Annotated in this window: 22 protein-coding genes and 1 riboswitch; of the genes, 10 read left to right on the top strand and 12 right to left on the bottom strand. The window is 72.4% G+C overall.

The window, feature by feature from the left end; genetic code table 11:
- Window positions 1–10: 10 nt before the first annotated feature.
- The 4 genes from ACGFIM_RS09590 to ACGFIM_RS09605 are packed head-to-tail and all read right to left on the bottom strand — an operon-like array spanning window position 11 to window position 3,024.
- Window positions 11–562, bottom strand: coding sequence for a hypothetical protein (locus tag ACGFIM_RS09590; RefSeq protein ID WP_393197293.1), 552 nt, complete (start codon window positions 560–562; stop codon window positions 11–13).
- 27 nt (window positions 563–589) lie between these two features.
- Window positions 590–1,768: an ArsA family ATPase gene (locus ACGFIM_RS09595; RefSeq protein ID WP_393197296.1), complete on the bottom strand. Its 1,179-nt coding sequence runs from the start codon at window positions 1,766–1,768 to the stop codon at window positions 590–592.
- 1 nt (window position 1,769) lies between these two features.
- Complete coding sequence (locus tag ACGFIM_RS09600; protein WP_393197299.1) at window positions 1,770–2,207, bottom strand: SRPBCC family protein; 438 nt, start codon at window positions 2,205–2,207, stop codon at window positions 1,770–1,772.
- A 49-nt stretch (window positions 2,208–2,256) separates the two neighbouring features.
- Window positions 2,257–3,024, bottom strand: coding sequence for a metallophosphoesterase (locus tag ACGFIM_RS09605; RefSeq protein WP_393197302.1), 768 nt, complete (start codon window positions 3,022–3,024; stop codon window positions 2,257–2,259).
- 352 nt (window positions 3,025–3,376) lie between these two features.
- On the opposite strand from ACGFIM_RS09605, the gene ACGFIM_RS09610 reads away from it, so the two are divergent.
- The 4 genes from ACGFIM_RS09610 to ACGFIM_RS09625 all read left to right on the top strand — a co-directional run bounded on the left by ACGFIM_RS09610 (window position 3,377) and on the right by ACGFIM_RS09625 (window position 8,783).
- A complete protein-coding gene (locus tag ACGFIM_RS09610) occupies window positions 3,377–5,128 on the top strand; it encodes an AMP-dependent synthetase/ligase (RefSeq protein WP_393197305.1) in 1,752 nt (583 codons plus the stop codon).
- Between the two features lie 597 nt (window positions 5,129–5,725).
- The gene (locus ACGFIM_RS09615) at window positions 5,726–6,997 is read left to right on the top strand and encodes an ABC transporter substrate-binding protein (protein WP_393197308.1); all 1,272 of its coding nucleotides are present in this window, start codon (window positions 5,726–5,728) and stop codon (window positions 6,995–6,997) included.
- Window positions 6,997–7,869: a carbohydrate ABC transporter permease gene (locus ACGFIM_RS09620; protein WP_393197311.1), complete on the top strand. Its 873-nt coding sequence runs from the start codon at window positions 6,997–6,999 to the stop codon at window positions 7,867–7,869. Before ACGFIM_RS09615 ends, ACGFIM_RS09620 begins: the two co-directional genes overlap by 1 nt.
- Complete coding sequence (locus ACGFIM_RS09625; protein WP_393197314.1) at window positions 7,866–8,783, top strand: carbohydrate ABC transporter permease; 918 nt, start codon at window positions 7,866–7,868, stop codon at window positions 8,781–8,783. The genes ACGFIM_RS09620 and ACGFIM_RS09625 overlap by 4 nt, the downstream gene beginning before the upstream one ends.
- 6 nt (window positions 8,784–8,789) lie before the next feature.
- Here ACGFIM_RS09625 and ACGFIM_RS09630 read toward each other — a convergent pair whose 3' ends face one another.
- The 8 genes from ACGFIM_RS09630 to ACGFIM_RS09665 all read right to left on the bottom strand — a co-directional run bounded on the left by ACGFIM_RS09630 (window position 8,790) and on the right by ACGFIM_RS09665 (window position 18,753).
- Window positions 8,790–9,890, bottom strand: coding sequence for a glycosyltransferase family 4 protein (locus ACGFIM_RS09630; protein WP_393197317.1), 1,101 nt, complete (start codon window positions 9,888–9,890; stop codon window positions 8,790–8,792).
- On the bottom strand, window positions 9,887–11,470 hold the full coding sequence (locus tag ACGFIM_RS09635; protein WP_393197320.1) for a M48 family metallopeptidase: 1,584 nt from the start codon (window positions 11,468–11,470) through the stop codon (window positions 9,887–9,889). Before ACGFIM_RS09635 ends, ACGFIM_RS09630 begins: the two co-directional genes overlap by 4 nt.
- A gap of 11 nt (window positions 11,471–11,481) precedes the next feature.
- Window positions 11,482–12,300, bottom strand: a complete 819-nt coding sequence (locus tag ACGFIM_RS09640; protein ID WP_393197323.1) for a hypothetical protein — start codon at window positions 12,298–12,300, stop codon at window positions 11,482–11,484.
- 72 nt (window positions 12,301–12,372) lie between these two features.
- A complete protein-coding gene (locus tag ACGFIM_RS09645) occupies window positions 12,373–12,879 on the bottom strand; it encodes a C40 family peptidase (protein ID WP_393197326.1) in 507 nt (168 codons plus the stop codon).
- Between the two features lie 94 nt (window positions 12,880–12,973).
- A riboswitch (cyclic di-AMP (ydaO/yuaA leader) is annotated at window positions 12,974–13,138 on the bottom strand.
- A gap of 826 nt (window positions 13,139–13,964) precedes the next feature.
- Window positions 13,965–14,879 carry an NlpC/P60 family protein gene (locus tag ACGFIM_RS09650; protein WP_393197329.1) on the bottom strand — a complete coding sequence of 305 codons (915 nt, stop codon included), beginning with the start codon at window positions 14,877–14,879 and terminating at the stop codon, window positions 13,965–13,967.
- Between the two features lie 145 nt (window positions 14,880–15,024).
- Entirely contained in the window at window positions 15,025–16,287 is a 1,263-nt protein-coding gene (locus ACGFIM_RS09655; RefSeq protein WP_393197332.1) for an NYN domain-containing protein, read from the bottom strand.
- Window positions 16,288–16,846: 559 nt separating this feature from the next.
- Window positions 16,847–17,518, bottom strand: a complete 672-nt coding sequence (locus ACGFIM_RS09660; protein WP_393197335.1) for a response regulator — start codon at window positions 17,516–17,518, stop codon at window positions 16,847–16,849.
- Complete coding sequence (locus tag ACGFIM_RS09665) at window positions 17,515–18,753, bottom strand: sensor histidine kinase (protein WP_393197338.1); 1,239 nt, start codon at window positions 18,751–18,753, stop codon at window positions 17,515–17,517. Before ACGFIM_RS09665 ends, ACGFIM_RS09660 begins: the two co-directional genes overlap by 4 nt.
- A 105-nt stretch (window positions 18,754–18,858) precedes the next feature.
- Here ACGFIM_RS09665 and ACGFIM_RS09670 point away from each other — a divergent pair, with 105 nt between their 5' ends.
- From ACGFIM_RS09670 to ACGFIM_RS09695, 6 genes are all read left to right on the top strand, one after another.
- Window positions 18,859–19,086 (top strand): hypothetical protein, encoded by a 228-nt coding sequence (locus ACGFIM_RS09670; RefSeq protein ID WP_393197341.1) that lies wholly within the window; start codon window positions 18,859–18,861, stop codon window positions 19,084–19,086.
- Window positions 19,083–19,574, top strand: coding sequence for a PH domain-containing protein (locus ACGFIM_RS09675; RefSeq protein ID WP_393197343.1), 492 nt, complete (start codon window positions 19,083–19,085; stop codon window positions 19,572–19,574). The genes ACGFIM_RS09670 and ACGFIM_RS09675 overlap by 4 nt, the downstream gene beginning before the upstream one ends.
- A gap of 47 nt (window positions 19,575–19,621) precedes the next feature.
- Window positions 19,622–21,760, top strand: a complete 2,139-nt coding sequence (locus ACGFIM_RS09680; RefSeq protein WP_393197346.1) for a PH domain-containing protein — start codon at window positions 19,622–19,624, stop codon at window positions 21,758–21,760.
- 253 nt (window positions 21,761–22,013) lie between these two features.
- Window positions 22,014–22,682, top strand: coding sequence for an ATP-binding cassette domain-containing protein (locus ACGFIM_RS09685; protein WP_393197349.1), 669 nt, complete (start codon window positions 22,014–22,016; stop codon window positions 22,680–22,682).
- Window positions 22,679–23,491 carry an ABC transporter ATP-binding protein gene (locus ACGFIM_RS09690; RefSeq protein ID WP_393197352.1) on the top strand — a complete coding sequence of 271 codons (813 nt, stop codon included), beginning with the start codon at window positions 22,679–22,681 and terminating at the stop codon, window positions 23,489–23,491. Before ACGFIM_RS09685 ends, ACGFIM_RS09690 begins: the two co-directional genes overlap by 4 nt.
- A complete protein-coding gene (locus ACGFIM_RS09695) occupies window positions 23,488–26,484 on the top strand; it encodes an FtsX-like permease family protein (protein ID WP_393197355.1) in 2,997 nt (998 codons plus the stop codon). Before ACGFIM_RS09690 ends, ACGFIM_RS09695 begins: the two co-directional genes overlap by 4 nt.
- Window positions 26,485–26,490: the final 6 nt, after the last annotated feature.

Raw genomic sequence — 26,490 nt, forward strand, 5'->3', positions numbered from 1 at the left:
GCGTGTCTCCCTATCCCAGATCTATATGTTGAACGTTGTCGCGATGACCGCGATCGTCGCGAGGCTCGTCGCGCCGGTCACGTGGCCCGCGCGGGGCCGGCCTGCTCAGTGCGTCGAGCGCGCCGCGGAAGGCGGCGAACAGCTCACCGCCCGCGGCCACCAGGTGGCCGGCCACGTCGTTGCCCGACTCGCGCTGCGCCGCGATCGCCCGGCACACCGGGCAGGCCCGGCAGATGTACTCGTCGTGGGGCTCGGAGACGGCCTCCTCCCACACGTCGCGCTCCCTGCGGGACCGCCCGCCGACCGCGCCGCCCAACGTGCCGCCCAACGTGCCGCCCAACGTGCCGCTCAGCGTGTCGGCGACGGAGTCGAAGACGCTCTTGCCGACCTGGCGGGTGGCCCGCTCCTGAAGCGACTCGAACAGCTTGCGCGCCTCGTCGGCAACCGTACCGATGGGGTCCCGCTCGGCACCGCCCCGGGTGCCCTCTCCGCTGTCACCGGCGGATTCGCGGGCGGTGTCCCGATAAGGGTCTCTGCCGTTCCTGTCGCTGCTCTCGGTCATCGTGGTCCTCCAAGCTCGTGGGGTCGCTCATCCATTCAACTCATCAGGTCGCGGATTCGCTCCCTCGGCGGACCACGTGACGCGAAGCACACCGTCGCGCAGCGTCGCCCCCCTGATCTGCCTGCGGGCCAGCGCCGCCGGCAGCGCCAGGATCCTGCGGTACGGGCCCGCGGTGACGATCAGCTCGTCGCCCTTGCGGGCCAGATCGACATCGCCCCGGTCGGCGCCGGGCAGCGCGAGCTCCAGCTCGTCGGCGCTCATCCGCAGCGGCGGGCGTACGGAGTGGGGGGCGAACGGGTCGGACTCGCCGTACATCGCGGCGCCCACCTCGGCCAGCGCGTCCTTGCCGACGGGCTCGGCGGGCAGGTAGGGCACGACGTGGATGGGCAGCGGCGCGAACGACTGCTCGGCCTCGGCCAGCAGCCGCGACTGTGCGGCCACCCAGCCGCTGCGCCACTCGTCGGCGTCCTCGCCCGGGAAGACCCGGTTGGCGATGGCGGCGTCGACGCGGTAGCCGTACAGGCTGAGCGAGGTCAGCGTGCGCCTGGCCTCGGCCAGCACCACCGACTCGGGGGTGAACACGAGCCGCACCGAGGCGTGGTCGCCGGTGAGCAGCTCGCGCACCTCCATCAGGCCGCGGTGGAAGCGCTCGCCCGCGCTCATCACCTCGTCGCCCGGCGCGCTGACCTTGGCGACGCCGCGCACGAACGGCGCGGCCAGCCGCATCAGCCTGCGCCCGACCGGCATGAGCCGGTTGACGTGCCAGTCGAGCGCCTCGGGCAGCGCGAGCAGCCGCAGCGTCTCGGCCGTCGGCGCGCAGTCGACCACGATGACGTCCCAGCAGCCGCCGCGGGCGTGACTGCGCAGCTCCAGCAGCGCGATCAGCTCCTCGGCGCCCGGCAGGACGGTGATCTCCTCGGAGGTGATCTCGTCGAGCCCCAGCTCGGCCAGCACGTTCCTGGCGTAGTCGCGCAGCTCGCCCCAGTGGCGCTCCATCGACTTCTGCGTGTCCACCTGGTGCAGGTGCAGGCCGGGCGCGATCTCACCGGGCTCGGCCGCGAGCGCGTCGGCCAGCGAGTGCGCCGTGTCGGTGGAGACGAGCAGCGTCTTCAGCCCGCGCCTGGCCGCCAGCGTGGCCGTCGCGGCCGCCGCCGTGGTCTTGCCGACGCCGCCCTTGCCGGTGAAGAGCAGTACCCGCGGATGCACCTCAGCGGCCTTCGACGCGCTTCTTCAGGCCCTTCAGCGCGGTGTCCACGATGACCTTTTCGGCCTTGCGCTTGATGAGCCCGATCATGGGGACGCTGAGGTCGACCGTCAGCTCGTACGTCACATCGGTGCCACTGCCCGACTCGGAGAGCCGGTAACTTCCGCGCAGGTCGGAGACCATCTTCCCGGGCTCGACCACCTGCCAGCTCACGGCGTCGTCGCCCTGCCAGGTGTAGCCGAGCGTGTAGGTGTCGCTGATCGGCCCGGCGTCGAGCGTGAAGCGGACCGTGCTCGGGCGGCCGTCGTCGTCGCTGGTCAGGACCTCGGCGCTCGTGATCTGGCCGGCCCATTGGGGGTAGCTGGGGAAGTCGGCGATGACCGCCATGATGTCGGCGCGCGTCGCGCCGATCGTGGTGCTCGAAGTGGTCCGATCAGCCATGGCGACCACGTTAGTGCACAATCCACCGGTGACGGCGTAAGGCCGCAGATCACCATTCAAGGACGTACGGGACGCCCCGGCTGCGGAAGTGGCCGACGTTCACGCACTCGGTGCGGCCCACGCGGGCGCGCGCGTGCAGGGGGTTGTGCACGTGGCCGAAGAGGGCGTAGCGCGGCTGCGTCCGCCTGATCGCCTCCAGCGTCGCCTCGCTGCCCCGCTCGAACCGCCTGGCCACCACGTCGTAGAGCAGCTCGGGCAGCGCGGGCGGGATGTGGCAGCACAGCACGTCCACCTCGCCGAGCGCCTCGACCTTGGCGGCGTACTCCTCGTCACTGATCTCGTACGGCGTGCGGTACTGCGTCTTCAGCCCGCCGCCGACGAACCCGAACCGCCACCCGCCGATCTCCGCCACCTGCCCGTCGAGCACCTGGTGGCCGGGCCTGAGGTAGTCGGACCATAGGCGCGGCAGGTCGACGTTGCCGTACGTGAGGTAGGCGGGGGTGGGCATGGCCTCGAAGAGCGCGGCGTACTGGGCCCGGACGTTGCGCTCGATGTGCTCGCGCGGGTCGCCGTCGAGCGTCGCCCACAGCGCCGCCGACATGGCCCTGGCCTCGTCGAACCGCTTGGCCGTGCGCAGCGCGATGAACTCCGCGGCCTTCTCGGCGCCGAACAGGTCGGCGAAGATGCCCTTGGCGTGGTCGTCGTAGTCGACGAACAGGATCAGGTCGCCGAGGCAGATGAGCGCGTCGGCTCCGTCACCCGCCTTGGCGAGCGCGTCCGCCCTGCCGTGGACGTCGCTGACGACGTGGACCCTCATGGCGAAGATCCTATGCGCGAGCGCCCGCCGCCCGCCGCCCGCCCGCCGCCCGATTCCCGGCGTCCCGCCCGCTCGCGCCGCCGTCGGCCCGCCCGCCACCCGATTCCCGCCGCCCCGCCCGCCCGCGCCGCCGTTGACCCGGCGCGCCCGCCCGCCGTCTGGTTCCCGCCGTTCCTCCTGCTCGCGCCGTCCCCGGCCCGGCGCGCTCGCCCGCCGCCCGCGCGTCACCGCAGGACGGACTCCGGCTTGCTAGCGTGTGTGAAAGACCGTTCATAACGCCTCAATGACAGAGCTACCGGCGCGTAACTTCAGACGGTAACGTCCAGGCGGAGCCCGAAGAGGAGTTGAGTTCGTGCGCGAGTACAGCGTCCCCGTCCTGGTCGATGTGCCTGCCGACGCCGGCCTGCCCGACACCGTCTTCCGGCGTGCCGAGCAGGAGCCGGGCGCCGTGGTCATGCGGCGCAAGACGGAGTCGGGCTGGCCCGCCGTCACCGCGGCCGAGTTCCGCGATCAGGTGGTCGAGCTGGCCAAGGGCCTCATCGCGGCCGGCATCGAGCACGGCGACCGGGTCGCGCTCATGTCGCGCACCCGCTACGAGTGGACGCTCATCGACTACGCGCTCTGGACCATCGGCGCGGTCACCGTGCCGATCTACGAGACCTCCTCCGTCGAGCAGATCCGGTGGATCCTCGCCGACAGCGCGGCCAAGGCCGCGTTCGTCGAGCTCGACACGCACGAGCAGGCCGTCAAGGAGGCCGCGCCCGAGCTGAAGGCGCTGTGGCGGGTGGACGCCGCGCTGGACACCGGCGGCGTCACCGACGCCGACGTGAGCGCCCGCAGGGAACAGGTCACCTCCGCCGACCTGGCCACCGTCGTCTACACCTCCGGCACCACCGGGCGTCCCAAGGGCTGCCGGATCACCCACGACAACCTCCTGTTCACCGCCCGCAACGTGATCCGCGGGCCGCTGGAGCCGCTGTTCGCGGGCAGGCAGCCGGCCGCGCTGCTGTTCCTGCCGCTCGCGCACATCTTCGCCCGCATCATCCAGGTGGCGCTCGTCGAGGCCGGCGCGATCATCGCCCACACGCCCAACATGAAGAACGTCGCCCCCGACCTGCAGAGCTTCCAGCCGACGTTCCTGCTGGGCGTGCCCCGCGTGTTCGAGAAGGTCTACAACGCCGCCGAGCAGAAGGCCATCGCCGGCGGCAAGGGCAAGATCTTCGCCCGCGCCGTCGACGTCGCGGTGGCCTGGAGCAAGGCCGAAAGCTCGGGCGGCGCGCCGCTCGGACTGCGGCTGCAGCGGGCGATCTTCGACAAGCTGGTGTACGGCAAGCTGCGCGCCGCCACCGGCGGCCGGCTCTCCGCGGCGATCAGCGGCGGCTCCGCGCTCGGCGACCGCCTCGGCCACTTCTTCCGCGGCGTCGGCATCGAGGTCTTCGAGGGGTACGGGCTCACCGAGACCACCGCGCCCGTCTCGGTCAACCTGCCCGGCGCCAACAAGATCGGCACCGTCGGCAAGCCGCTGCCCGGCGTCACCGTACGCATCGACGACAGCGGCGAGATCCTGGCCAAGGGCCGCAACGTCTTCCACGGCTACTGGAAGAACGAGGCGGCCACCGCCGAGGTGATCGACGCCGACGGCTGGTTCCACACCGGCGACGTCGGCGAGCTCGACGAGGACGGCTACCTGCGCATCACCGGGCGCATGAAGGAGATCCTGGTGACGGCCGCCGGCAAGAACGTCGCCCCCGGGCCGCTCGAGGACGCGCTGCGCGCACACCCGCTGATCTCCCAGGCCATGGTCATCGGCGACGGGCGGCCGTTCGTCGCCGCCCTCATCACCCTCGACCCCGAGGCCCTGCCGGAGGGCGCCACCGTCTCCTCGCTCAAGTCCGACCCCGAGGTGCTGGCGCAGATCCAGGCGGCGGTGGACCGGGCGAACGCGCTCGTGTCGAAGGCCGAGCAGATCAAGAAGTTCGTCGTCCTCGACGCGGACATCACCGAGGAGAGCGGCCACCTCACGCCCACCCTCAAGGTCAAGCGCAACCTGGTGATGCGCGACTTCGCCAAGGAGATCGACGCCATCTACGACTTCCAGTCGTAGTCTCCCTGCCCTCGGGTGGCCGAGGGGCGTCGCCGACGCCCTCCATGTCGCCTGGGCCGCCTTCGGGCGCGGCCTCCTCGTGCTCACCGGTCGCCGGGTCGCAGACCGCGACCGGCTGCGGCGCGGCGCCCGACCGCCCGCGGGCGGGCAGGTGCGCAACGGCCGCGCCGTGCCCGCGCTCCTCCGATCCTCCGTCGTACTTGACGGCGGCAAGCGCTTGCGCGCGTACGTCCGCGAGCACGGTGACGGAGCCCGTGCTCCGCGCCCCCGCACCTCACCGTTCCCGACGCGACCCCGTACCTCACCGGCCCCGACGAGACGCGACCCTCACCTCGGCCTCACGCCCAACCGGGCCCGGCGCCCCACCCCCGCCTCGGCCCCACGCCCCGATCGCGCCGGCAAGCGGTTGCGGGCGCGGGTCGAGCGATCTGCGACCCCGGCGGGCGGCGCGCGCCGCTCCCCCGGTGCGTGCGCACGTTGGAGTGTCTCGGAATCTGTCACGAAACCGTGCGTTGACAGTCCGAAATGTGGGCTTTTCGATGAAGGAAAGTGAGCGAATTCGGGGGAACGTGAAGGGTCCGGCAAGGAGGCACCCACATGGAACCATCGCCGATCTCCCGCCGCAATCTTCTCTTAGGAGCCGCCGCCTTCGGCGTCCCCGCCGTCCTGGCAGGCTGCGGATCGGACGCCCCATCCCCCGGAGGAGGAGGCGATCTGGGCACGGTCACGATCGGCTCGAACGCCTCCGACGAGATCCCCAAGAAGACGCTGGAAGCCGTGGTCGAGGGCTTCACCCAGGCCACGGTCAGGATCAACACCGTCGATCACAACACGTTCCAGGAGAACATCAACCGCTACCTGCGCGGCACCCCGGAGGACGTCTTCACCTGGTTCGCCGGGTACCGGATGCAGTTCTTCGCCCAGCAGGGCCTTGCGGTGGACATCTCGGACGTGTGGCGGGAGATCGGCGCGGACTACACGCAGGCCTTCAAGGACCAGTCGACGGGCGTGGACGGCAAGCAGTACTTCGTCCCGTTCACCTACTATCCGTGGGCGGTCTTCTACCGCAAGAGCCTGTGGGAGGAGAAGGCGTACGAGCCGCCCGCGACGCTGGACGACCTCACCGCGCTGTGCAGGAAGATGAAGGCGGACGGCCTCATCCCGATCGCGTTCGCCGACAAGGACGGCTGGCCGGCGATGGGCACGTTCGACATCCTCAACATGCGGATCAACGGCTACGACTTCCACATCTCGCTCATGGGCGGCAAGGAGTCGTGGACGGATCCGCGAGTGAAGCAGGTGTTCGACACGTGGCGGGGGCTGCTGGAGTTCCACCAGCCGGCCGCGCTGGGGCGGACGTGGCAGGAGGCCGGCCAGTCGCTGGCACAGAAGAAGACCGGGATGTATCTGCTCGGGATGTTCGTCGCCCAGCAGTTCCCCGAGGCCGACCGGGACGACCTGGACTTCTTCACCTTCCCGGAGATCAACCCGGCGTACGGCACCGACTCGATCGACGCCCCCATCGACGGCTACATGATCTCCGCCAAGGCGAAGAACGTGGAGGGCGCGAAGGCCCTGCTCAAGCACTTCGCGCAGGCGTCCGCGCAGAACATCGCCACGAAGATGGACCCGGGCACGCTGGCCGCCGGCTCCAAGGCCGACACCTCCGGCTACAGCCCGCTGCAGAAGCGCGGCGCGGAGCTGGTGTCGAGGGTCAAGCACATCGCGCAGTTCCTCGACCGTGACACCCGGCCCGACTTCGCGTCGACCGTGATGATCCCGTCGTTGCAGACGTTCATCGACAAACCCAACGAGATCGACTCCCTGCTGGCCGGCATCGAGCAGCAGAAGGCGAACATCTTCCGCTGATGGCCGTCAAGACTCATCGCTACTCCGCCCGCGACGTGACCGTGCTGGTCATCGGGCTGGGGGTGGCCATCGCCATCAACGTGGGCCTCATCTGGGGGCCCACGCTGGCCTCCATCGGGCTGTCCGGCACGAGCTGGAGCGGCATCGGGCCCATCGAGTGGGTGGGCGGGCGGAACTACCACGACCTCGCGGCGGAGTATCCGCCGTTCTGGTCGGCGGTCCGCAACAACGTGCTGTGGCTGGCCTTCCTCGGGCTGGTGGCGACGCCGTTCGGCTTGTTCTGCGCGGTGCTGCTGGACCGGCGGCTGCGGCTGTCGCGGTTCTACCAGAGCGCGCTCTACATGCCGGTGGTGCTGTCGCTCGCGGTGGTGGGCTTCATCGCCCAGCTCGTCTACTCCTCCGACTACGGCGTGCTGAACGCGGTGACCGGGCTGAACGTGGACTGGCTGGGCGACCGGTCGATCAACATCTGGGTGGTCATGGTGGCGGCGGCCTGGCGGCACGTCGGCTACGTCATGATCATTTATCTGGCCGGGCTCAAGGCGGTCGATCCGGCGCTGAAGGAGGCCGCGGCCATCGACGGCGCGAACGAGCGGCAGGCGTTCTTCCGCGTGGTCTTCCCCGCGCTCCGGCCGGTCAACGTGATCGTGCTGGTGATCACGGTGATCGAGGCGCTGCGGGCGTTCGACATCGTCTACGCGATCAACAAGGGCAGGAACGGTCTCGAGCTGCTGTCGGTGCTGGTCACGGAGAACATCGTGGGCGAGGCGAGCAGGATCGGCTTCGGCTCGGCGATCGCGGTGATCCTGCTGGTGATCTCGCTGGGGTCCATCGCGACGTACCTGTCGCAGCTGTTCAAGGAGGAGCGATGACGGTCACCGCCCCCGCCCCCGCTCCCCCGTCGCAGGCGGCCGAGCCGCCGGCGCGCCGCCCGGTCCGGCCGCTGCGGGTGCTGCTGCACGCGTTCCTGCTGCTGGTGGCGCTGGGCTGGCTGGTGCCGCCGGCGCTCGCCGTGTACGCCTCGCTGCGCCCGTACGAGGAGACCGCCCGCCTGGGCTACTTCTCGCTGCCGGAGAGCCTGACGTTCGACTACTACGCGCAGGCGTGGACGCAGGCCGAGCTGCCCCGCTACTACCTCAACACGCTGTACGTCGTGGTGCCCGGCGTGCTGGTGACGCTGCTGCTGGCCTCGTTCACCGCGTTCGCGATCGCCCGGCTGCGCATCCCGGGGCGCAAGACGCTGCTGATCGTGTTCACCGCGGGCAACCTGCTGCCGCCGCAGGTGCTCATCACGCCGCTCTACACGCTCTACACGCTGGTGCCGCTGCCCGTGTGGCTGTCGGACTCGCAGGCGCTGTACGACTCCTACCTGGGGCTGATCCTCATCCACGTGGCGTTCCAGTTCGGCTTCTGCGTGTTCGTGCTGGCGAACTTCATGCGCACGATCCCCGAGGAGATCTCCGAGGCGGCGCTGGTGGACGGCGCGGGGGTGTGGCGGCGGTACTGGACGCTGACGCTGCCGCTGTGCCGTCCGGCGCTGGCGGCGCTGGGCACACTGCAGTTCACCTGGATGTACAACGACTTCCTGTGGGCGCTGGTGCTGATGTCGTCGGGCGACAAGCTGCCGGTCACCTCGGCGCTGAACAACCTGCGCGGCCAGTTCTTCACCGACTACAACCTGCTGGCCGCCGGGGCGATGCTGGTGGCGCTGCCCACGCTGATCGTTTTCCAGCTCCTGCACAAGCAGTTCGTGGCCGGTCTGACGCTGGGGTCGACGAAGGGGTGACGCCCGTCAGAGCAGGGCGCGGAAGCGGGCGGCCACCTGGTCCCACGACCACTCGGCGGCGATCCACTCGCGGCCGGCCTCGCCCATCTTGCGTGCCTTGTCGGGGTCGGTGAGCAGCTCGATCACGGCCTCGGCGATCTCGCGGGGGTCCTCGCCGTTCACGATGAGGCCGGTCTCTCCGGGACGTACGGCGTCGGGGGCGCCGCCCGACCGGCCCGCGATCACCGGCAGCCCGGTCGCCGACGCCTCCAGGAACACGATGCCGAGCCCCTCCACGTCCACGCCGCGCAGGCGGGTGCGGCACGGCATGGCGAAGACGTCCGCCGCCGCGTAGTAGTCCGGCAGGTCGGCGGCGGGGACCGTGCCCGCGAACCTGATCGACTCGTGCCCGGCGGCCAGCCGTTCCAGGGTCCGCCGGTACGAGCCGCCGCCGACCAGCAGCAGCACCGCGTCCGGCACCGAGCGCAGCACCCGCGGCCAGGCCTCGATGAGCCGGTCCTGGCCCTTGCGCGGCACCAGCCGCGACACGCACGCCACCACCGGGCGGCCCGCCAGCCCCAGCCGGGCCTTGGCGGGCCGGCCGGCCGGGGCGGGCCGGAACTGCTCGACGTCCACGCCGGGCGCGAGCCGTACCAGCTTGTCCTGTGAGATGACGGCGGCGAGCCGGGCGCGGGTGTAGTCGCCCAGGTACGTCATCACGTCCGCGTGCTCTCCGATCCTGCGCAGCACCGCGCGGAAGCCGGGCGCGCTCGCCCACGACGCCTCGTGGCCGTGGGTGAGCATCACCATCCGCTCGGCGCCCGCCCGGCGCAGGCGCGGGGCGAGCAGGCCGAGCGGCGCCGCCGCCCCGAACACCACGGTCCGCGCACCGCACGCGGCCACCAGGCCGGCGGCCCTGCGGGCGACGGCCGGGGTGGGCAGCATGAGGCGCGTCGGGTGCCGCACCACGCGGTACGGCTGGCGCCGGTCGAACTCGGCGCTGCCCGGCCAGGCGGGGGCGTAGACCGTCACGCCCGGCGTGCGCAGCGCGAGTCCGTGCACGAACGACTGGATCCCGCCCGCGCGGGGCGGGAAGTCGTTCGTGACGAAGAGCACGGGATGCGTCACGGCAGGGGTACGCCGTTCAGCCGCGCCCACGCGCGGGCCATGGCGATGCGCTCGGGACTCGACGGATGGGAGGCATAGAGCACATATTCCACCGCATTCGGCGTCAAGTCGGAAATGTTGGTGGTGGCCAGGCGTTTCTGCATCGCGATGAACGTGGCCGGATCCCGCGTCAGATCCAGCGCGTGCACGTCGGCCCTGGCCTCGATGTGGCGGCTGATGAGGTTCGTAACCGGGCCGAGCAGGAACCCGCCAATCGTCATCAGCCCCATGAGCGCGCCGACCGCCCGCGGGTCGGTGATCGAGATCACCTTCGTACGCCGCCGCAGCGGATCGAAGATCACATACAGCAGGATCGCGCCGAAGGCCGAGCCGAGCGCGCCGATGAGCGTGCCGTGCAGCACGTCGTCGTACTTGGCGTGCCCCAGCTCGTGCGCCACGACCAGCTCCACCTCCTTCTGCGGCGCCTGCAGCAGCGTGTCGTAGACGACGATCCTGCGGGTGGCGCCGAAGCCCGACACGTACGCGTTGAGCGCCGTCGTCCTGCGCGAGGCGTCGGCCACCAGCACATCCTCCACCGGCACGCCGTCGCGCGCGGCCATGTCGAGCAGGTTCGTCCGCAGCGTGCCCTGCGGCATCGGGGTGAAGTCGTTGAACAGCGGCTCGAAGATCACCGGGTAGGCGAACGAGGCCGCCACCGTGAACGCGAACGCCCCTGCGGCCGCCGGGATCCACCAGCGCCGCACCTTGCGGGCCAGCGCCACCAGGACCACCAGCATGAGACAGAGCAGGAACGTCTCCACGCCCAGGCTCTTCAGCCGGTCGGCCGTCCAGCCGGCCCAGTCCTGCGTGGACAGGCCGTACTCGCGCAGGATCGTCTCGAACCACACGCCCAGGGGCCACCGGAGCGCCTCAATGATCGCCGTGATCACCACCGTGCCGAGGATCACCCGCAGCCACCACGGGCCCCTCAGCCAGGCCAGTACCTTCGCGCCGAACGGGGTGGCCACCAGCACCCCGGCGGAGATGAGGGTGAGCGCCAGCGACAGGTAGCTCGGCAGGCTGGTCGCCGCGTCGAACGCCTCTCCCTTGGCGATCTGGGCGGCGGTGAAGTCGCGGGCCGGATCGGGCGGCCCTCCGGTCAGCACGTCCCAGGGCGTGGTGAACGCGGCCACGGCGATGATCACGATGCCGAGCAGCACCAGCGCCAGGGCCGCCTGGCGGCGCAGGGCCGGGGTGGTCGTTCCGCGTTCGTCCATGCCCGCCCCCTTCCCGCTGGTCAAGCGCTGAACGTCCGCCTTTCCGCCGTCCGCGTCCGAGGCCGGCGAGTCCAAGGCCGGCGGGTCCGAGGCCGGCGGGTCCGCCTGCGCGCCGCCTGCCGCGGCCTTTTCGTCCGGGGTCCGCGCGCCCTCCTGCCCGCCTGCGGCCTCCGCGTCCTGGGCGCCGCCTCCGGCGGGCGCACCGGGCGGGTGGGTGGCGCCCACCGTGGCCAGCGCCTCCTCAGCCGCCCGGGTGCCGTCCTTCGCCCCCTCGGCCTCCGCGCGGTCCGTCTCCCGGCCGTCCGGGTGTTGTCGTTCGCTCATCTGCCTCCCCTTCACACGAGCTGATCCCGCACGTACGCGCGCCACCGCGCGGTCAGCGTCGCGACGGAGAGCCCGAGCGCGGCGAGTGCCCGATCGGTCCCGCGTGCGCGGGCCGCACGGTAGAGCCTCACCAGGGTCCCCTCACCGAACCGGTCAGCGAGGAAGCGACACGCCAGCCAGGCCTCCTGGTACGCCCGGGCGAGCGCGGCCGGGTCGGCGCCGTTCGCCGCGAAAGCCGCAGGCCCCGGCAGATCGGTCGGGAGGCGTCCGGCCCGCACCTCGGCGGCCAGCTCGGCGGCGGCGACCGTCACGGGCAGCCCGGCGTCGCGGTAGGCGACGTAGTCGGCGAAGCCCTCGTACAGCCAGACGGGCAGGCCCGCGGTGCCGGCGACGACGTGGGTGAGCTCGTGGGCGAGGACGACGTCCCTGCCCGTGGGGTTGAGCCTGGCGAACGACTCGGGCACGACGATCACCCGTTCGCCGTCGGCCAGTGCCGCCAGGCCGTCCACGCCGCCCACCCGGGCCAGCGCGGCCGCCTCGCGGGCGCCGGCCGGTACGACGATCAAGGGGCGTACGGGGCGGGCGAGCACCGCCGAGACCCGGCGGCCCGCCGTGTCGGCCCTGCGCGCCAGCTCGCCGAGCCCCGTGGCGTCGTGGCCCACGACCGTGGACCACCTGCCGCGGCGCACGGCGTACGGGCCGGGCCACAGGCCGCGTACCGCCTGGGGCAGGATCGGCGCGCCGGGCAGCGGAGCGGCGGCCGGCGCGAGGGAGACGGCGGCGAGCACCAGCCCGGCCGCCACGGCACGTCGGCTCACCTGCTCGGGCACAGCCCCGATGGTAGGCCGTCCCCGGCACGCGAGAGCCCCGCCCGGATCGGAGAGGATCCGGACGGGGCTTCTTCACGCGCCGGGACGGACGGCGCCGACGAAGGACGCCTTACGCCATCCGCTCAGCTTGTCGATGCGTACCCGTTCACCCGTCCGAGGTGAATGGATCATCTTGCCTTTGCCGACGTACATGCCCACATGGCCGAGCCCGTTGAAGAACATCAGGTCACCAGGCTGGAGATTGCGCCAGGAGACCTTCTTCCTGACGCGGGCGAACTGGCTGCTCGCCACGCGCGGGAGCTTGACGCCGGCCTTCCTCCAGGCGTACTGGACGAGACCGGAGCAGTCGAAGGCACCGGGTCCGGCGGCCCCGTAACGGTACGGGTCACCGATCTGCTTCTTGGCCACGGCGACGGCCTTGCCGGCCCTCGCCCTCTGCCGGGCGGCCTTGGCGGCCCTCTTACGGGCCTTGGCCGAGGCGGTGGTGCGGGCGGTGGTGGCCGCCTTCACCGTCGCTCCGGCCGCCGCACCGGCGTCGCGGGTCGTCGCCGCCTGAGCCTCGGGGGCATGGAGGACCATACCTCCGGCTGTCACAGTCAACGTGAGTGCGACACCACTCAGGGCAAGGCGGGACAGGCGGGGGTTCTGCGGGGATTCAGACAGGATTTCTCCTTGGGTCTTCCACGAACGCCTACCGGGTTAGCTGACGGATTCGGGCGTGGAAGTCGCCCTACGGCGCGATGGCGCGCCGATTCACCCCTGATCCCTTGGGGAACGCGGGATCGCTGGGTCCCCGGCTCCGTGCCTCCTGGCTGCACGGATTCGGCAGGTCACGCCCCGATCGATGCGTGCGATGGGGATGTCGGGGCCGACCGGCGGATATGTATCTGTCTCACATCGGGAGTGACCGATGATCGGTTCGCGACGACATGGCTTGTCCGCCGCGACGCCAGAAGTTACGCCGAACGGTCACGAATCGGCAAAGCCCAAGTAACGCTGTAAAGATCAGATAGAGGTATTTGTCAGACTCGGAACCGCTGCTGGGACCCCAGATCCCGTGACCGAAATGTGACCTCACTCACAATTCCATTCCCGCCCCTTTGTAAGGTCTCATCAGTCACATCTGTCACCTGCGTCACAAATGTGAACCCCGTTCCCGCACGGCCGCCCGCCGGCGCGAATGACCACCGCGACAGGATGCACCTTTCGAAATTTCCCCTTTTTCCGACACGTCCTAGCAGCAAGATCGCGCCTTCACCACGGTCTACGGCCCGCACCTTGGCGCCACTACGATGCCGCATCGTAGAAGGAGAGCGACGTATATCACACTCGGAGAAACGGCGACTAAAGCGAATAGCGGTCCTGAATGCGACAGATCATGAAAACGACTCTGGGAATCCGTCCGCTCGGCCGGGTCGCGCCAGTCGGCGCCGTCGGAGGTGCGGGCGGAGCCGCGTCTCAGGTACGGGCGGAGCCGCGTCTCAGGTCCGGCCCCTACCGGCCCGGTCTCTTAGTGAACCGGCCGAAGAGCGGAGACGGTGGCTTCGCAAGCGTGCCGCGAAAAGCGGCCGGCCCGCCCGTCCGAGGTCGTGAACCTCGGCACGAGCGGGCCGTCACCGGAGAAACGGGTGCGCGAAGCGCGGGTCTCCCCGCACGCGTCAGCCTTACGGGCGGATCGCGCCGACGAGGCGGCGGCCGTACTCGGAGAGCTTGACGACCTTGACGACGTCGCCCGTCTGCGGGGCGTGGACGATCTGCCCGTTGCCCGCATAGATACTGACGTGCCCCAAACCCTCGCTGAAGATGAGATCACCAGGCTGGAGGTCGTCCAGCGACACCCGCCGGTTCGCGCCCCAGGCCCACTGCTGCCAGGTCGTACGCGGTAGCCGCACGCCCGCGGCCGCCCACGCCGCCTGAGTGAGCCCCGAGCAGTCGTACCCGCCCGGACCGGTGCCGCCGAACACGTACGGCTTGCCGATCTGCGCGTACGCGAACCGCAGCACCGCCGCGGCGCTCCCCGACGCGGGCCCGGTGTACTTGAGCCCGGTGCTGTTGGGGTTGCCCGGATTGTAGGCGCCCAGCTTGTCGAGCAGCTTCTTCTGCTGCGCGATGAGCTTGAGCACCTCCGCGCGCTCTTTTTGAACGGCGTCGCGCTCCTTGTCGGCCTCTTTGAGCGCCTTCTGCGCCTTGTCCCGCTGGATCTTCAGGCCCCGGTTCTCCCGGTCGAAGGCCGCGAGTTTCTGCAGCCTTTCCTGAGCGAGCTGCCCGGCCACGGCGAGGCCGAACAACCTGCCCTGAGGGTCGTTGGAGCCGAAGATGCCGGGCCAGGACGTGAGGTCCTCGCCCAGCTTGTAGCTGTCGACGGCCATGCCGACCACCTGTTCGCGGAGGTCGGCGACGGTGGCCAGCTTGCGCTTGTAGCTCGCGTCGAGCTTGGTGTAGGTGCTCTTGGCCTTCTTGTAGCGCTCTGTGGCGGTGTTGTAACGGTCGACAACCTTGTCCGCCCTGTCGTTGAGCCTCTCCAGCTTGGCCTTCGCCTGGGCGATCGAGGGTTGGGGATCAGCGAGGGCCGCTCCCATCGGAGTCAGCATCAGTCCGAACGCGAGACCCGCGGCCATCGGCACCCGGCCACACCTCACTGTATCGCCTCCCAGGGATCTTAATCTGGGGCGAAATAGTACAGAAGTGGCGGGTGAGGTAAGGGTAAACGCACTAATTCGTAATTCAGGCCCGGCTGAGCCGGCGCAGCAGCAGTCCAGACGGAACGGGTCTTGCGCCCATCCGCCGTACCGAGTCGGCGACCTCCCTGTCAGAGGAGACCACGGCGATGGCCCGGCCGGGCGGCTCGGCGCGTACGAGCTGGCGGATCAGATCGTCGGCGATCTCCCCCGGCGCGCTGAACAGCACCCGCACCCCCCGCGGCGCCACCACCTGCACCGGCGCGTTGAGCTCGGCTCCGTCGAAGACCACCGTCACCTCCACCCTGGTCTGCGCGACGAGGCCGCCGAGCGCGTTCATCAGGCGGGTGCGCTGGTCGGCGAGGGTGAGGGTGCCGTAGCCGGTCTTGGTGACGTTGTAGCCGTCGATGATGAGGTGGATCTGCGGCAGCGCGAGGAGCTGGTCGAGCAGCTGCGGATCGTCGTCGGCCAGGGCGCGCGCGGGCACGCCGCGCACGCTGGGACGCTCGCCGGTGATCGCGGCGACCGAGTCGGCGGGCCGGCTGATCGTGGTCGGCAGCGCCAGCTCGCGGCGCAGCCCCGCCGAGGCGTCCTGCAGCGCGTCGAGCAGCACGCGGATGCGGGCGTCCTCGATGCTCCTGCCCTCGCGCGCGGCCCGGCGCGAGGCTTCGAGCTGCTTCTCCACGTCGGCCAGGCGCTCGCGCAGCCGCCGCAGCTCGGCCTCGGCGCCGCTGCCGGCGTGAGAGGCCGCGACCCTGGCCTCCTCGGCCGCCCGCTCCATCTCCTCGGCCCGCCGGGTGGCCGCCTTGGCGCGCTCGCGGGCGTCGTGGAGCTTGCGGCGCAGGTCGGAGTTCTCCGCGCGGGCCGCCTTGAGCTGCTCGCGCAGCCGGTCGGCCTCCTCCTTCGCGGCGCTCTTCTGCGCCGCGAGTTGCTCGCGCAGGCGGGCGACGGCCTCCTCGCGCTCGGAGTCCTCCGCCGCCATGGCCGACCGTTCGAGGTCGGCTCGCGCCATTTCGATCATTTCCGCCCAACCGGGCGGCCTGGTCAGGTAGGCTGCCGCCGCCACCAGGACGGGATCGGCCGCCGGTGGCACGTTGCCCTCGGCCAGTGCGGAGACGAGCTCCGGCCAGCCGACGGCGACGGACTCGGCGACCAGCTCGCGGAACTTCTTGTCGTTTTCGAGCTGCGCCGCGATGGGCGCGCTGCCGAGTTTCGCGCGTTTACGGGGGTCGAACTTGGCGATGCCGCGCAGGGGCGGCGGGATCGCGGCAGGCGGCATCGAGCCGAGAACCTGGGAGGCCAGGTCCACGACATTGACCCTCACCTGCTCGGGAAGCGGGCGAGACAGGCCTTCACCCGCTGAACTCATCCCACTTGTCCCTTCGTGACATGCCCTTTCAGACAAGGGTACGGCCGTCGCGTACCTGTCCGTAACGGCCGCCCCAAGGTGGGCGAGCGCTTGCTAGGCGGCGTACGGCCGTCGCGGGGCCCGTGACCACCCGGAAGATCCCTCGAGGCCGACCGGCGCCGAGCACCTGCGTCGCAGGCGGTTCCGATCTTTCCGGACCACGGCCTGCGCGCACAGCTCGGGGTGATGCGCCCGGTGCGCGAAAAAGCTGGGATCCCAGCGCTCGGGCCACTCCGCGGAGCCGCCCGAGCGCTGAGCGCTCCGCAAAGCCGCCCTGCTCACGCCCGCCGAGCGCCGAGCGCCCCCGCCGAGCCGTCCCTGCTCGGGACCCAGCCCGGTAACACGCGCACGCCTAAGCGCGGAGCGCCTCCTACGCATGGGCGTAGCGGCACCTCGCCGTCCGCTGCATGAGCGCCTCCGACCGCCTGCAGCGCACGGGCTGCGCGTCCCCGGCCTGCCGCTACGAATCGGCGTCGTAGACGAGCAGCGCCACCTGGACGCGGTTGTTGAGGTCGAGCTTGGTGAGGATGCGCGAGACGTGCGCCTTGACCGTGGGCACGCTCATGTACAGCTCGCGCCCGATCTCCGCGTTCGACTTGCCCTGCCCGACGGCCCTGGCGACCTCCAGCTCGCGCTCGCTCAGCCGGGCGAGCAGCTTCCTGGCCCGCGCGGTGCGCTCGTCCGCCCCGCCGTCGGAGACGTGGCTGATGAGCTGGCGGGTCACCGCGGGCGACAGGATGGGCTCGCCCGCCGCGACCTTCCTGATGGCCGTCACGAGGTCGGCGGGCGCGATGTCCTTGAGCAGGAACCCGGCCGCGCCCGCCCGCAGCGCCCGCAGCACCTGCGCGTCGGCGTGGAACGTGGTCAGCACCACCACCTCGGGCGGCGCGGACGTGCGGCGCAGCGCCTCGGTGGCGGTCAGCCCGTCGACGCCCGGCATGCGGATGTCCATCAGCACCACGCGCGGCCGGTGCTCGGCGACCAGCGGCGGCACCTCCGATCCGTCTGCCGCCTCCCCCACCACCGTGATGTCGTCGGCGCCGCCGAGGATCATCGTCAGTCCGGCCCGCACCATCGGGTCGTCGTCGACGATGAGCACCGTGATGGGGGCGCCGTCGGCGGGTGCGGTCATGAGATCTCCTCCTTGGTCGCCTCCACCGGCCACGGCAGCCAGGCGCGTACCACGAACTCTCCTTCCGGGGTCGGGCCGTGCTCGAGCCGGCCGCCCGCCAGCTCGGCACGCTCGGTCAGTCCGATGAGCCCGGCGCCCGCGCCGGGCAGGCGGGCGCCGTGGCGCGCCGCCAGCGGGTTGCGCACCTCCGCCGTCAGCTCCTTGCCGCGCTCGCCGCCGACGGTCACGGTCACCGGGACGCCGCCCGCGTGCTTGCGGGCGTTGGTCAGCGCCTCCTGGACGATGCGGTAGAGGTTGCGGCCCTGTCCCTCGGGGACCCCGTCGGCCCGCAGCTCGAGCCGGACGTCCATGCCCGCCTGGCGGCACTCCTCGACCAGGGCCGGCAGGTCGGCCAGCGTGGGCTGCGGCCGGTCGGGCACCAGGTCGGCGTCGGGCTCGCCGTGCCGCAGCACGCCGATCACCTCGCGCAGGTCCTGCAGCGCCTGGTGGGCGCTGGTCCTGATGGCACCCGCGGCCCTGGCGATCTCCTCCGGCGGCGCGTCGGGACGGAACTCCAGCGCGCCCGCGTGCAGGCTGAGAATCGAGATGCGGTGGGCCAGCACGTCGTGCATCTCCCTGGCGATGCGCTCGCGTTCGAGCTGCTTGGCCTGCTGGGCGGCGCTCTCCGCGCGCTGCCTGAGCGACCAGACGAGCTGCCGCCGGGCCCTGACCACGACGCCCCACGCGAACACCATCAGCACGACCGTCACGCCCAGCGCCAGCGCCCAGGCCCGGTCGTCGTCGCTCTGCTGGCGCAGGACCACGTACGGGGCCAGGGTGAGGAGGTTGACCAGCGCGACCGGCGCCGAGATCTTGATCGGCCGGTGCACCGCCACCGTGAACAGCGCCACCACGCACGCCCCGCCCACCAGCTCCAGGTAGGCCGAGAGCACCGCGAGCACCAGCGACAGCGCCACCGGCCAGCGGCGCCGCAGCCACACCGACACGCAGGCCAGCGCCCCCGTCACCTGCTCGACCGCCATCAGCGGCCCGGACGCCGGCTGCTTGGCCAGCTCGCCGAGCGAGAGCGCGGTGATGAAGCAGGCGGCCAGGAACATGAGGATGTCGACGATCCAGTCGCGGGTGGAGCGCCGCACGCGCCCGCCGTCGCGGGCGTCGCCCAGCAGCACCGACGGCAGGGCCCACCGGTATTCGTGGGCGGGCACCTCGCCTCCCCGCAGTTCCGTCACGTTCATCGAGAGTAGGCCCTACCGGGGGTAAGCCGACAGCGACCAAAGTCGATGCCTGACGAGACCTACGGCCGACGCGCGCGGCGCATCGGCCAGGCCAGGCTTGGCGGCATGCGAACGGTGCTGACGGTGGCGGGCTGGCTGCTGCTCCTGCAAGGGGCCGCCGGCCTGGCCGATGCCGTGTGGGGCTGGCACGAGCGGGCCGGCGGCCTGCTCGTGGTCAACGCCCTGCCGGTGCTCAGGAGATATGAGGTGTTCGCGTCCATCGTGATCGGCGCGCTCGGGATCGCGCTGCTGGCCACGGCCGGGTCGCTGCGGCGGAAAAAGGAGGAGGGATGAGCACGATCGCGCTGCGCCCGCCGCGCCACCGGCCCGACCCCAGGGCGATCTCGTGGTGGACGGTGCAGTGGCTCATGCTGATGGCGCCCCTTGCGGGGGCGGCGGTGGCGGCGTACGCGCTGTTCACCTCGCGGCCCGGCTGGCTGGGCGCGCTGGTGGCGGTCTTCGCGCTCGGGTGCCTGGCGCTGGCCGTGGTGGCGCCGCGCGTGTCCTACCGGGTGGAGCGGTGGGAGGTGACCGACGACGCCGTCTACACCCGTACGGGGTTGCTGACGCACCGGTGGCGGGTGGCGCCGATGTCCAGGATCCAGCGGGTCGACACCGCGCGTGGGCCGGTGCAGCGGCTGTTCGGGCTGGCCGACGTCACCGTCACCACCGCGTCGTCGGCGGGCGCGATCACCATCGGCGGGCTCGGCCACGAGCTGGCGGCCGACCTCGCCGACCACCTCACCGCCCGCACCCAGGCCACTCCGGGGGACGCGACGTGAACGTGCCTTCGACGCGGTGGCGGACGGTTTCGCGGCGGAGCCTGTGGGTGACCGGGGTCAAGTCGCTGGCGGTCGCGGCGGGGGCCGCGTTCGGCCTCGTACGGCTGCTCACCGGCCTTGACCTGCCGCCCGGCGGCGTCGTCGCGGCGTGCGCCGGGGCCGCGGTGCTGATCGTGGCGGCGGCGGTCGCGTACGACGTGCTCAGGATGCGCACCACCCGCTGGCGGCTGACCCCCGAACGGCTGGAGCTGCGCTCCGGCATCACCACCCGGCGGCACCGCGCGGTCCCCCGCGACCGCGTGCGCAGCGTCGATCTGCGCGCCGACCCCGTGCGCCGCGTCTTCGGGCTCACCGTGGTGAAAGTCGGCACCGGCGAGCACGCGGGCGACGAACCTGAGCTGGCGCTCGACCCGCTGACCCGGCACGACGCCGAGGCGCTGCGCCGCGCACTGCTGCACCAGGGCGAGACGGCCGAGTCCTGCAACGGGCCGCTCGCCGAGCTGCGGTGGTCGTGGATCAGGTACGCGCCGCTGTCGGTGTGGACGTTCACCGGGACGGCGGCGCTGCTCGCGGCGCTGTTCAAGATGTTCGACTCGTTCGGGCTGAAGAATGTCACCACCCGGCTGGCGCGCGAGCTGTGGGAGTGGGTCGTGACGCAGCCGCTGCTCGCCATCCCGCTGCTGCTCGCTGTGCATGTGGTGGTGGGGGTGGCGGGCGCGATGCTGCTGTTCGCCGAGTCGTGGGGCCGCTACCGGCTCGACCGCGAGCCCGGCAGGATCCGGCTCCGGCGCGGCCTGCTCACCACCCGCTCGCTGACGTTGGAGGAACGCCGCCTGCGCGGGGTGGAGCTGCACGAGCCCCTCCTGCTACGCCTGGCCGGGGCCGCCCGCGTCAAGACCATCGCCACAGGACTGGCCAAGACCGACGACGAGGACACCGAGGACACCGCCGCCCTGACCCCGCCACTCCCCCGCGCCACCGCCCTCCACATCGCCAGCGCCGTTGCGACGCACAGCCCGCTCGCCTCTGTGCCCGCGCGTCCCCCTTCCGCACCCGCGCCCGAGGCGCTGGACCGGGCGTGGGCGCCCGTCCCCGTGTCTGGACGTCCAGGGCTCGCACCGGCGCCCGGCCTTCCACCCCGCATGCCCGCGCCGGACCGCCTTGGCGCTGGGTCGCTGCCTGCGCATCAGGACCTCGCGCCCGACCGCCTCAGCGACGGGCCGCTGCCCGGGCATCAGGACCCCGCGCCCGGCCGCCTCAGCGACGGGCCGCTGCCCGGGCATCAGGGGGTTGCGTCCGAAGGCGCGCATCCGGGCGGCTCCGAACGGCCGTGCACCGTCGCCGTCCCGGGCGTGACGGCGACGGAGAGCGACCCGACGCCAGCCTTCGCGACGACGGAGAGCGACCCGGCACCAGCCTTCACGGCAGCGGAAAGCGCCCCGGCGCCAGCCTTCACGGCGACGGAGAGCGACCTGGCGCGGGCCCTGGTGGCGCCCGTGCGGCATCCGGTCGCCGCGTTGCGCAGGCGCGTGGTACGGGCGCTGGCGGCGGCCGGGGCCGTGGCGATGCTGTCGGCGGGGCTGGTGGTGGCCGTGCGGGCGGGGGCCGTGCCGTGGGCCGAGGGCCTGATCGGCGCGGGTATGAGCGGCCAGAGCGGGGTCGGCGCAGGCTCAGTCGGCGGTAGCGGGATGGGCGACGATGCGATCGGCGGAAGCTGGGCCGGCGCAGGTGCGATCGGCGGAGGCTGGATCGTGGCGGCGGTGGCCGTGCCGGTGGTGGTGCTGGCGTACGGGCTGTGGCTGGCCGTGGCGGGTGCCGCGAACCTCGGCCACGCGCTGAGCCCTCGCCACCTGATCACCAGGAGGGGTGCGGTGGTGCGGCGCACGGTCGCGCTCGACCGGCGCGGTGTCGCGGGCTGGACGTTCACCGAGACGTTCTTCCAGCGCCGCTCCGGCCTGCTCACGGTCTCGGCCGCGACGGCGGCGGGACGCGGCCACTACGAGGTGGTGGACGTGGGCCGCTCAGACGGCCTCGACCTGGCCGCCGCCACCGTCCCCGGCCTGCTCGACCCGTTCCTCGTCCGCGAGGCTCCGAGCGACCGCCGCACCTCCGTGCGTCCGAGGGTCCCGCCCGGTCCACGAAGTTCACCCGACACGATCGAGGGCCTCACCCTGGACCCGCCGTAGGGACCCACCCGGGGTCCGTAGAGACCCGCCAAGCTCCGTAAGCCGCTGAGGGTCCGGCCGAGACGCCGTGAGCAGGCGCGGGAAAGCAGACGAGCCGCGCGATCCCCCAGCGTTTGCCCATGCCCCTGTACTGGGCAAACGCGATCGCGCGGCTCAGGCGCCTGCCCTGATAACGCTATTTGTCCGACTTGCAACCGGGTTGCAGCCCCTTTAACCGTTGACGGGGTTCGTTCCGCCAGAGGATGATCCGCGCGTGACGACTGGAGGACCGGCGCTCGCGTGTCGCGCCCTCGCCTGCCGCGCCGACGGCCGCACGATCATCTCCGATTTCACGCTGGAGCTCTTCCCCGGCGAACGCGTCGCGCTCATGGGCCCGTCGGGCTCGGGCAAGACGACGCTGCTGACCACGCTGTCCGGGCTGCTCCCGCCGGCGGCGGGCCGGGTGCTGGTGCGCGGGGTGCCGCTGGACGAGCAGCCGGAGCTGCGGGCCGAGCTGGCCCTGGTGTTCCAGTCGTACGGGCTGCTGAGCCTGCTCACGGCGGCCGAGAACGTCGAGGTCGCGCTGCGCGCCGCGGGCACGCCGCCGCCGGAGGCGATGCGGCTGGCGGCGCAGGCGCTGCGGCGATTACGGGTGGAGAGGTTCGCCGATCATCTGGTGGAGGAGCTGTCCGGCGGGCAGCAGCAGCGGGTCGCGGTGGCCAGGGCGCTGGCGCTGCGGCCCCGGGTGCTGCTGGCCGACGAGCCGACGGCCGAGCAGGACCCCGACCATCGCGAGATCGTGCTGGACGAGCTGATGGCGGCGGCCGGGCAGGGCACCACGCTGGTGATCGCCACCCATGACCCCGAGGTGGCCGAGCGCTGCGATCGCGTCGTCAGCCTGCGCGCCGGCGCGCCGCCCCGTGCCGGGAAGGGCCGTTCATGAGCCTGGTGAGATGCGACGGAATCGTGCAGATCTACAAGGCGCGCGATGTGGAGGTCGTGGCGCTGCGCGATGTGGATCTGGTCATCGACGAGGGCGAGACGGTCGCCCTGCTGGGCCCGTCGGGGGCGGGCAAGTCGACGTTGCTGTGGCTGCTCGCGGGGCTGCTGCGGCCGAGCGCGGGCCGGCTGTGGCTGGACGGCACCGACGTGGGCCGCCTCGACCAGCGCAGGCTGGACCGGCTGCGGGCCTCGAGGATCGGCATGGTGCTGCAGAACCCGGCGCGCAACCTCATCGGCCATCTCAACGCCGCCCAGAACGTCGCCTTCGCCCAGCGCGCGGTCAAGCGGGACCGCCGGCGGGCCCGCGAGCTGCTGGACCTGGTCGGGCTGGACGGCGCCGGCGACCGCCCGGCGGGGCGCATGTCGGGCGGCGAGCAGCAGCGGCTCGCGCTGGCGGTCGCCCTCGCCAACCGGCCCAGGCTGCTGCTCGCCGATGAGCCGACCAGCCAGCTCGACGAGGAGTCGGGGACGCGGGTGGTCGAGCTGATCAAACGGGCGGCGGCGGCCGAGGGCACGACGGCGGTGGTCGTCACGCACGACACGGCGGTGAGCGCGGCGCTGAGCCGTACGGTGACGATCAGGGACGGCCGGGTCGGCGCGGAGGGCCGGCGCGGCGAGGACTTCGTGGTGGTGGGCAGGGAAGGCGCGGTACAGGTGCCGCCCGAGTACCACCATCTGCTGCCGCCCGGCTCGATGGCGCGGATCGAGGAGCTGCCCGACGGCATCGCGCTCAGGAGGGCCGAGCCGTGATCCTGCGGGGTCTGTGGGAGCGCCGCACGCTCTCGCTGGTCGTGCTGCTCATCGCGCTGGTGCCGATCGCCTCGGCGGCCGTCGGCCCGGTCTACTCGGCCGCCGCGCGTACGGCGATCGCCAGGAACGCGCTGACCACGGCGCCGCTCGAAGGCCGGGGCTGGCGCTACACCACAAAGTCGGGCGGCATCGAGGAGAAGCTGGCGGCGTTCACGGCGGGCGCCGGCTTCATCGCACCGCCGATCCTGGGCATGGAGACGACCAGCGGCCGGGTGAACGACACGACCGTCTACACGCTCATCTGGCAGGACGGCCAGTGCGAGCACCTGACCGTGGCGAAAGGCCGCTGCCCGAGCGCGGGCGGGGAGGTGATGGCGAGCGAGGCGTCCGGGTTCACGGTGGGGCAGCGGCTGCGCCTCAGCTCGATCGTCGAGATGGAGCAGGCCGCGAACCGGCGGGTGCCCGCGCCGCTCACGGTCGTCGGGCTGTACCGTCCCGGCTCGCCCGCGGACCCGTTCTGGTTCGGCCGCACGCTGTTCTCCACGACCGACGACCCGGGCGACGGCAAGGCGGACGCGCTGTTCACGGTGCCGGAGACCCGGCTGCAGACGTACGCGCTGGGCGGCGGCACCGACGCGAAGGGCCGGCCGAACGGCTGGACCGACTACGGCATCGTGTACGTGGACCCGGCCCGCGTCGAGGGCACCGACGTGCCGAAGCTGGCCGCCATGCAGGCGAGCGCGGAGCAGGCGGGCCGGGAGAGCGAGGCGATCGTGTACTCACGCGTCGCCGACACGCTCAAGCGGCTGGCCGCCGACACCGGCTCGCTCGGCGTGCCGACGCTGCTCGTGGTGACCCAGCTCGTCGGGCTCGGCTGGATGCTGCTCTTCCAGACCGTGGGCGACCTGGTCAGGGCGCGGAGCGCGGAGCTGGCGCTGGCCCGGCTGCGCGGGCACGGCAGGGCGCGGGTGTGGCGGTACGCGCTGACGGAGCCGGTGCTGCTGCTGGCCGCGGCGGTGCCGCTCGGGCTGCTGCTCGGCCGGGTGGCGGCGGAGGCGATGGCGCGGGTGCTGCTGCCGCCGGGCATCCCGATCACGTTCCCGCTGGAGGCCGCGGCGGCCGGGACGGCGGCCACCCTGGGCGGGGTGCTGGCGGCGGCGCTGGCCGCCTGGCGCATCGCGACCCGCCCGGTGACCGAGGAGTGGCGGCGCACGCCGCGCAGGCGGGCGCGGAGCTGGGTGCTGGACGTCGCGGTGCTCGCGGTGACCGCGCTCGGCCTGGTCGAGTTGCTGGCCACGGGCGTCATCACCGACGTGTCCGGGCAGAACTCGGGCGCCCTGGCGGTGCCCGGCCTGATCGCGCTGGGCACCGCGCTGCTGGCCGGCCGGGCGGTGCCGGTGCTGGCGGGGCGGCTGTTCGGGGTGACCAGGCGGCGCGGCGGTCTGGGCCCGTTCCTCGCGCTGCGGCAGGTCGCGCGCGGCCCGGTGACGGCGGGCAGCGTGATCGTGCTGGGGACGGCGTTCGGGCTGGCGACGTTCGCGGTGTCGGCGTGGAGCGCCACGTCGGGCGACTACGAGGAGGCGGCGAGGTTCCACAACGGCGCGCCGGTCGCCATCACGGTACGCCCGGTCGAGCCGGGCCGGCTGCTGGCCGCCGTGGCCGCCGCCGACCCGTCGGGCACCCAGGCCGCGCCGGTGATCAGGATGCCCGGGCCGCCGCAGCTCATCGCCACCGACCCGGACCGGCTGGCCGCCGTCGGCTACTGGCGTCCCGAGCTGGCCGGCGGCCGGTCGCCGGCGGAGGCGTTGTCCGGGCTGAAGGGCCCTGACACGCCGCGCGTGTGGCTGAAGGGCGAGCGCCTGCGCGTCCGCGTCGCCCACGACCTGCCGCCGGAGGGCTGGACGATGCGGCTGTCGGCGGTGCTGCGCGTGCCCGACCGGCGCGGCCCGGTGCTGATCCCGCTCGGCGAGCTGCGCGGGCGCTCCGGCGTGCACGCGTGGAACCTGCCGCTGTCCTGCCGGGAGGCGCCGTGCGAGCTGCGCGCTTTCCAGGGCGAGCCGATCCCGCCCGACCAGTACACGGAGCCGGCGTTCGTCCGGGTGCGGGTCACCGCCGTGTCCGTACGCGAGCAGGGCCGCTGGAAGGCGCTCGACCTGCCGCCCTGGCGGGTGGACGGGGACCCGCGCGAGCACAACGACGCCTTCGCCATCACCCCGGTCGGCAACCAGACCCTGCGTCCCTACACCTACCGGCCCGAGCCCGCCGCCCTGGTCGTCGGAGACGTCGGCAGGCGGGCGCTGCCCGGCCTGGACAACGCCTTCGCCGCCCCCGCCGACGCCGTGTCCACCTCCGCCGCCGCCCCTGGGCTGACCGAAGCGGGCGCGATCGTGGACCTGGAGCAGGCCGACAGGATGGCGTACGGCGTGCACGAGCAGGCCCAGTTCCAGGTGTGGACGCGGACGGCCGACGTGGCCGCGCTGGAGCGGGCGCTGACCGAGCAGGGGCTGACGGTGGTGAGCCGGCGGCACGCGAGCGAGCTGGCCGCCTCGTTCGCGGCGCGCGGGCCGGGCCTTGCGCTGTTGCTGCTGCTGGTGTCGGCGCTGGCCGCAGCGGCGCTCGCGCTCGGACGTACGGTGCTGGCGCTGCGCACGGCGGCCCGGCGGCGGGCGTACGAGCTGGCCGCGCTGGAGGCGGCGGGCGCCCGGGTGTCGGCGCTGCGGGTCGCGCTGCTGCTCGAACAGCTCATCACGGTCGCGGCGGGCACGCTGGCCGGGCTGCTCGCCGGGCTGGCGGCGGCGAGCGCGGCGCTGCGGCGCATCCCGCAGTTCGCCGAGCCGCCGGTCACACCGCCGCTGCCGCACGACATCGCGGCGGCGCCCGTCGCGCTGGTCGTGGGCGCCGCCCTGCTGGTCAGCCTGCTGGCCGCGGCGGTGGTGTCGGAGCTGCTGCTGCGCGGCATCCGCGTGGAACGCCTCCGCGACACCCCGGCCTGACGTCCT

This window comes from Nonomuraea sp. NPDC049309, assembly GCF_043196965.1.
In the GTDB taxonomy this organism is placed as follows: domain Bacteria; phylum Actinomycetota; class Actinomycetes; order Streptosporangiales; family Streptosporangiaceae; genus Nonomuraea; species Nonomuraea fastidiosa.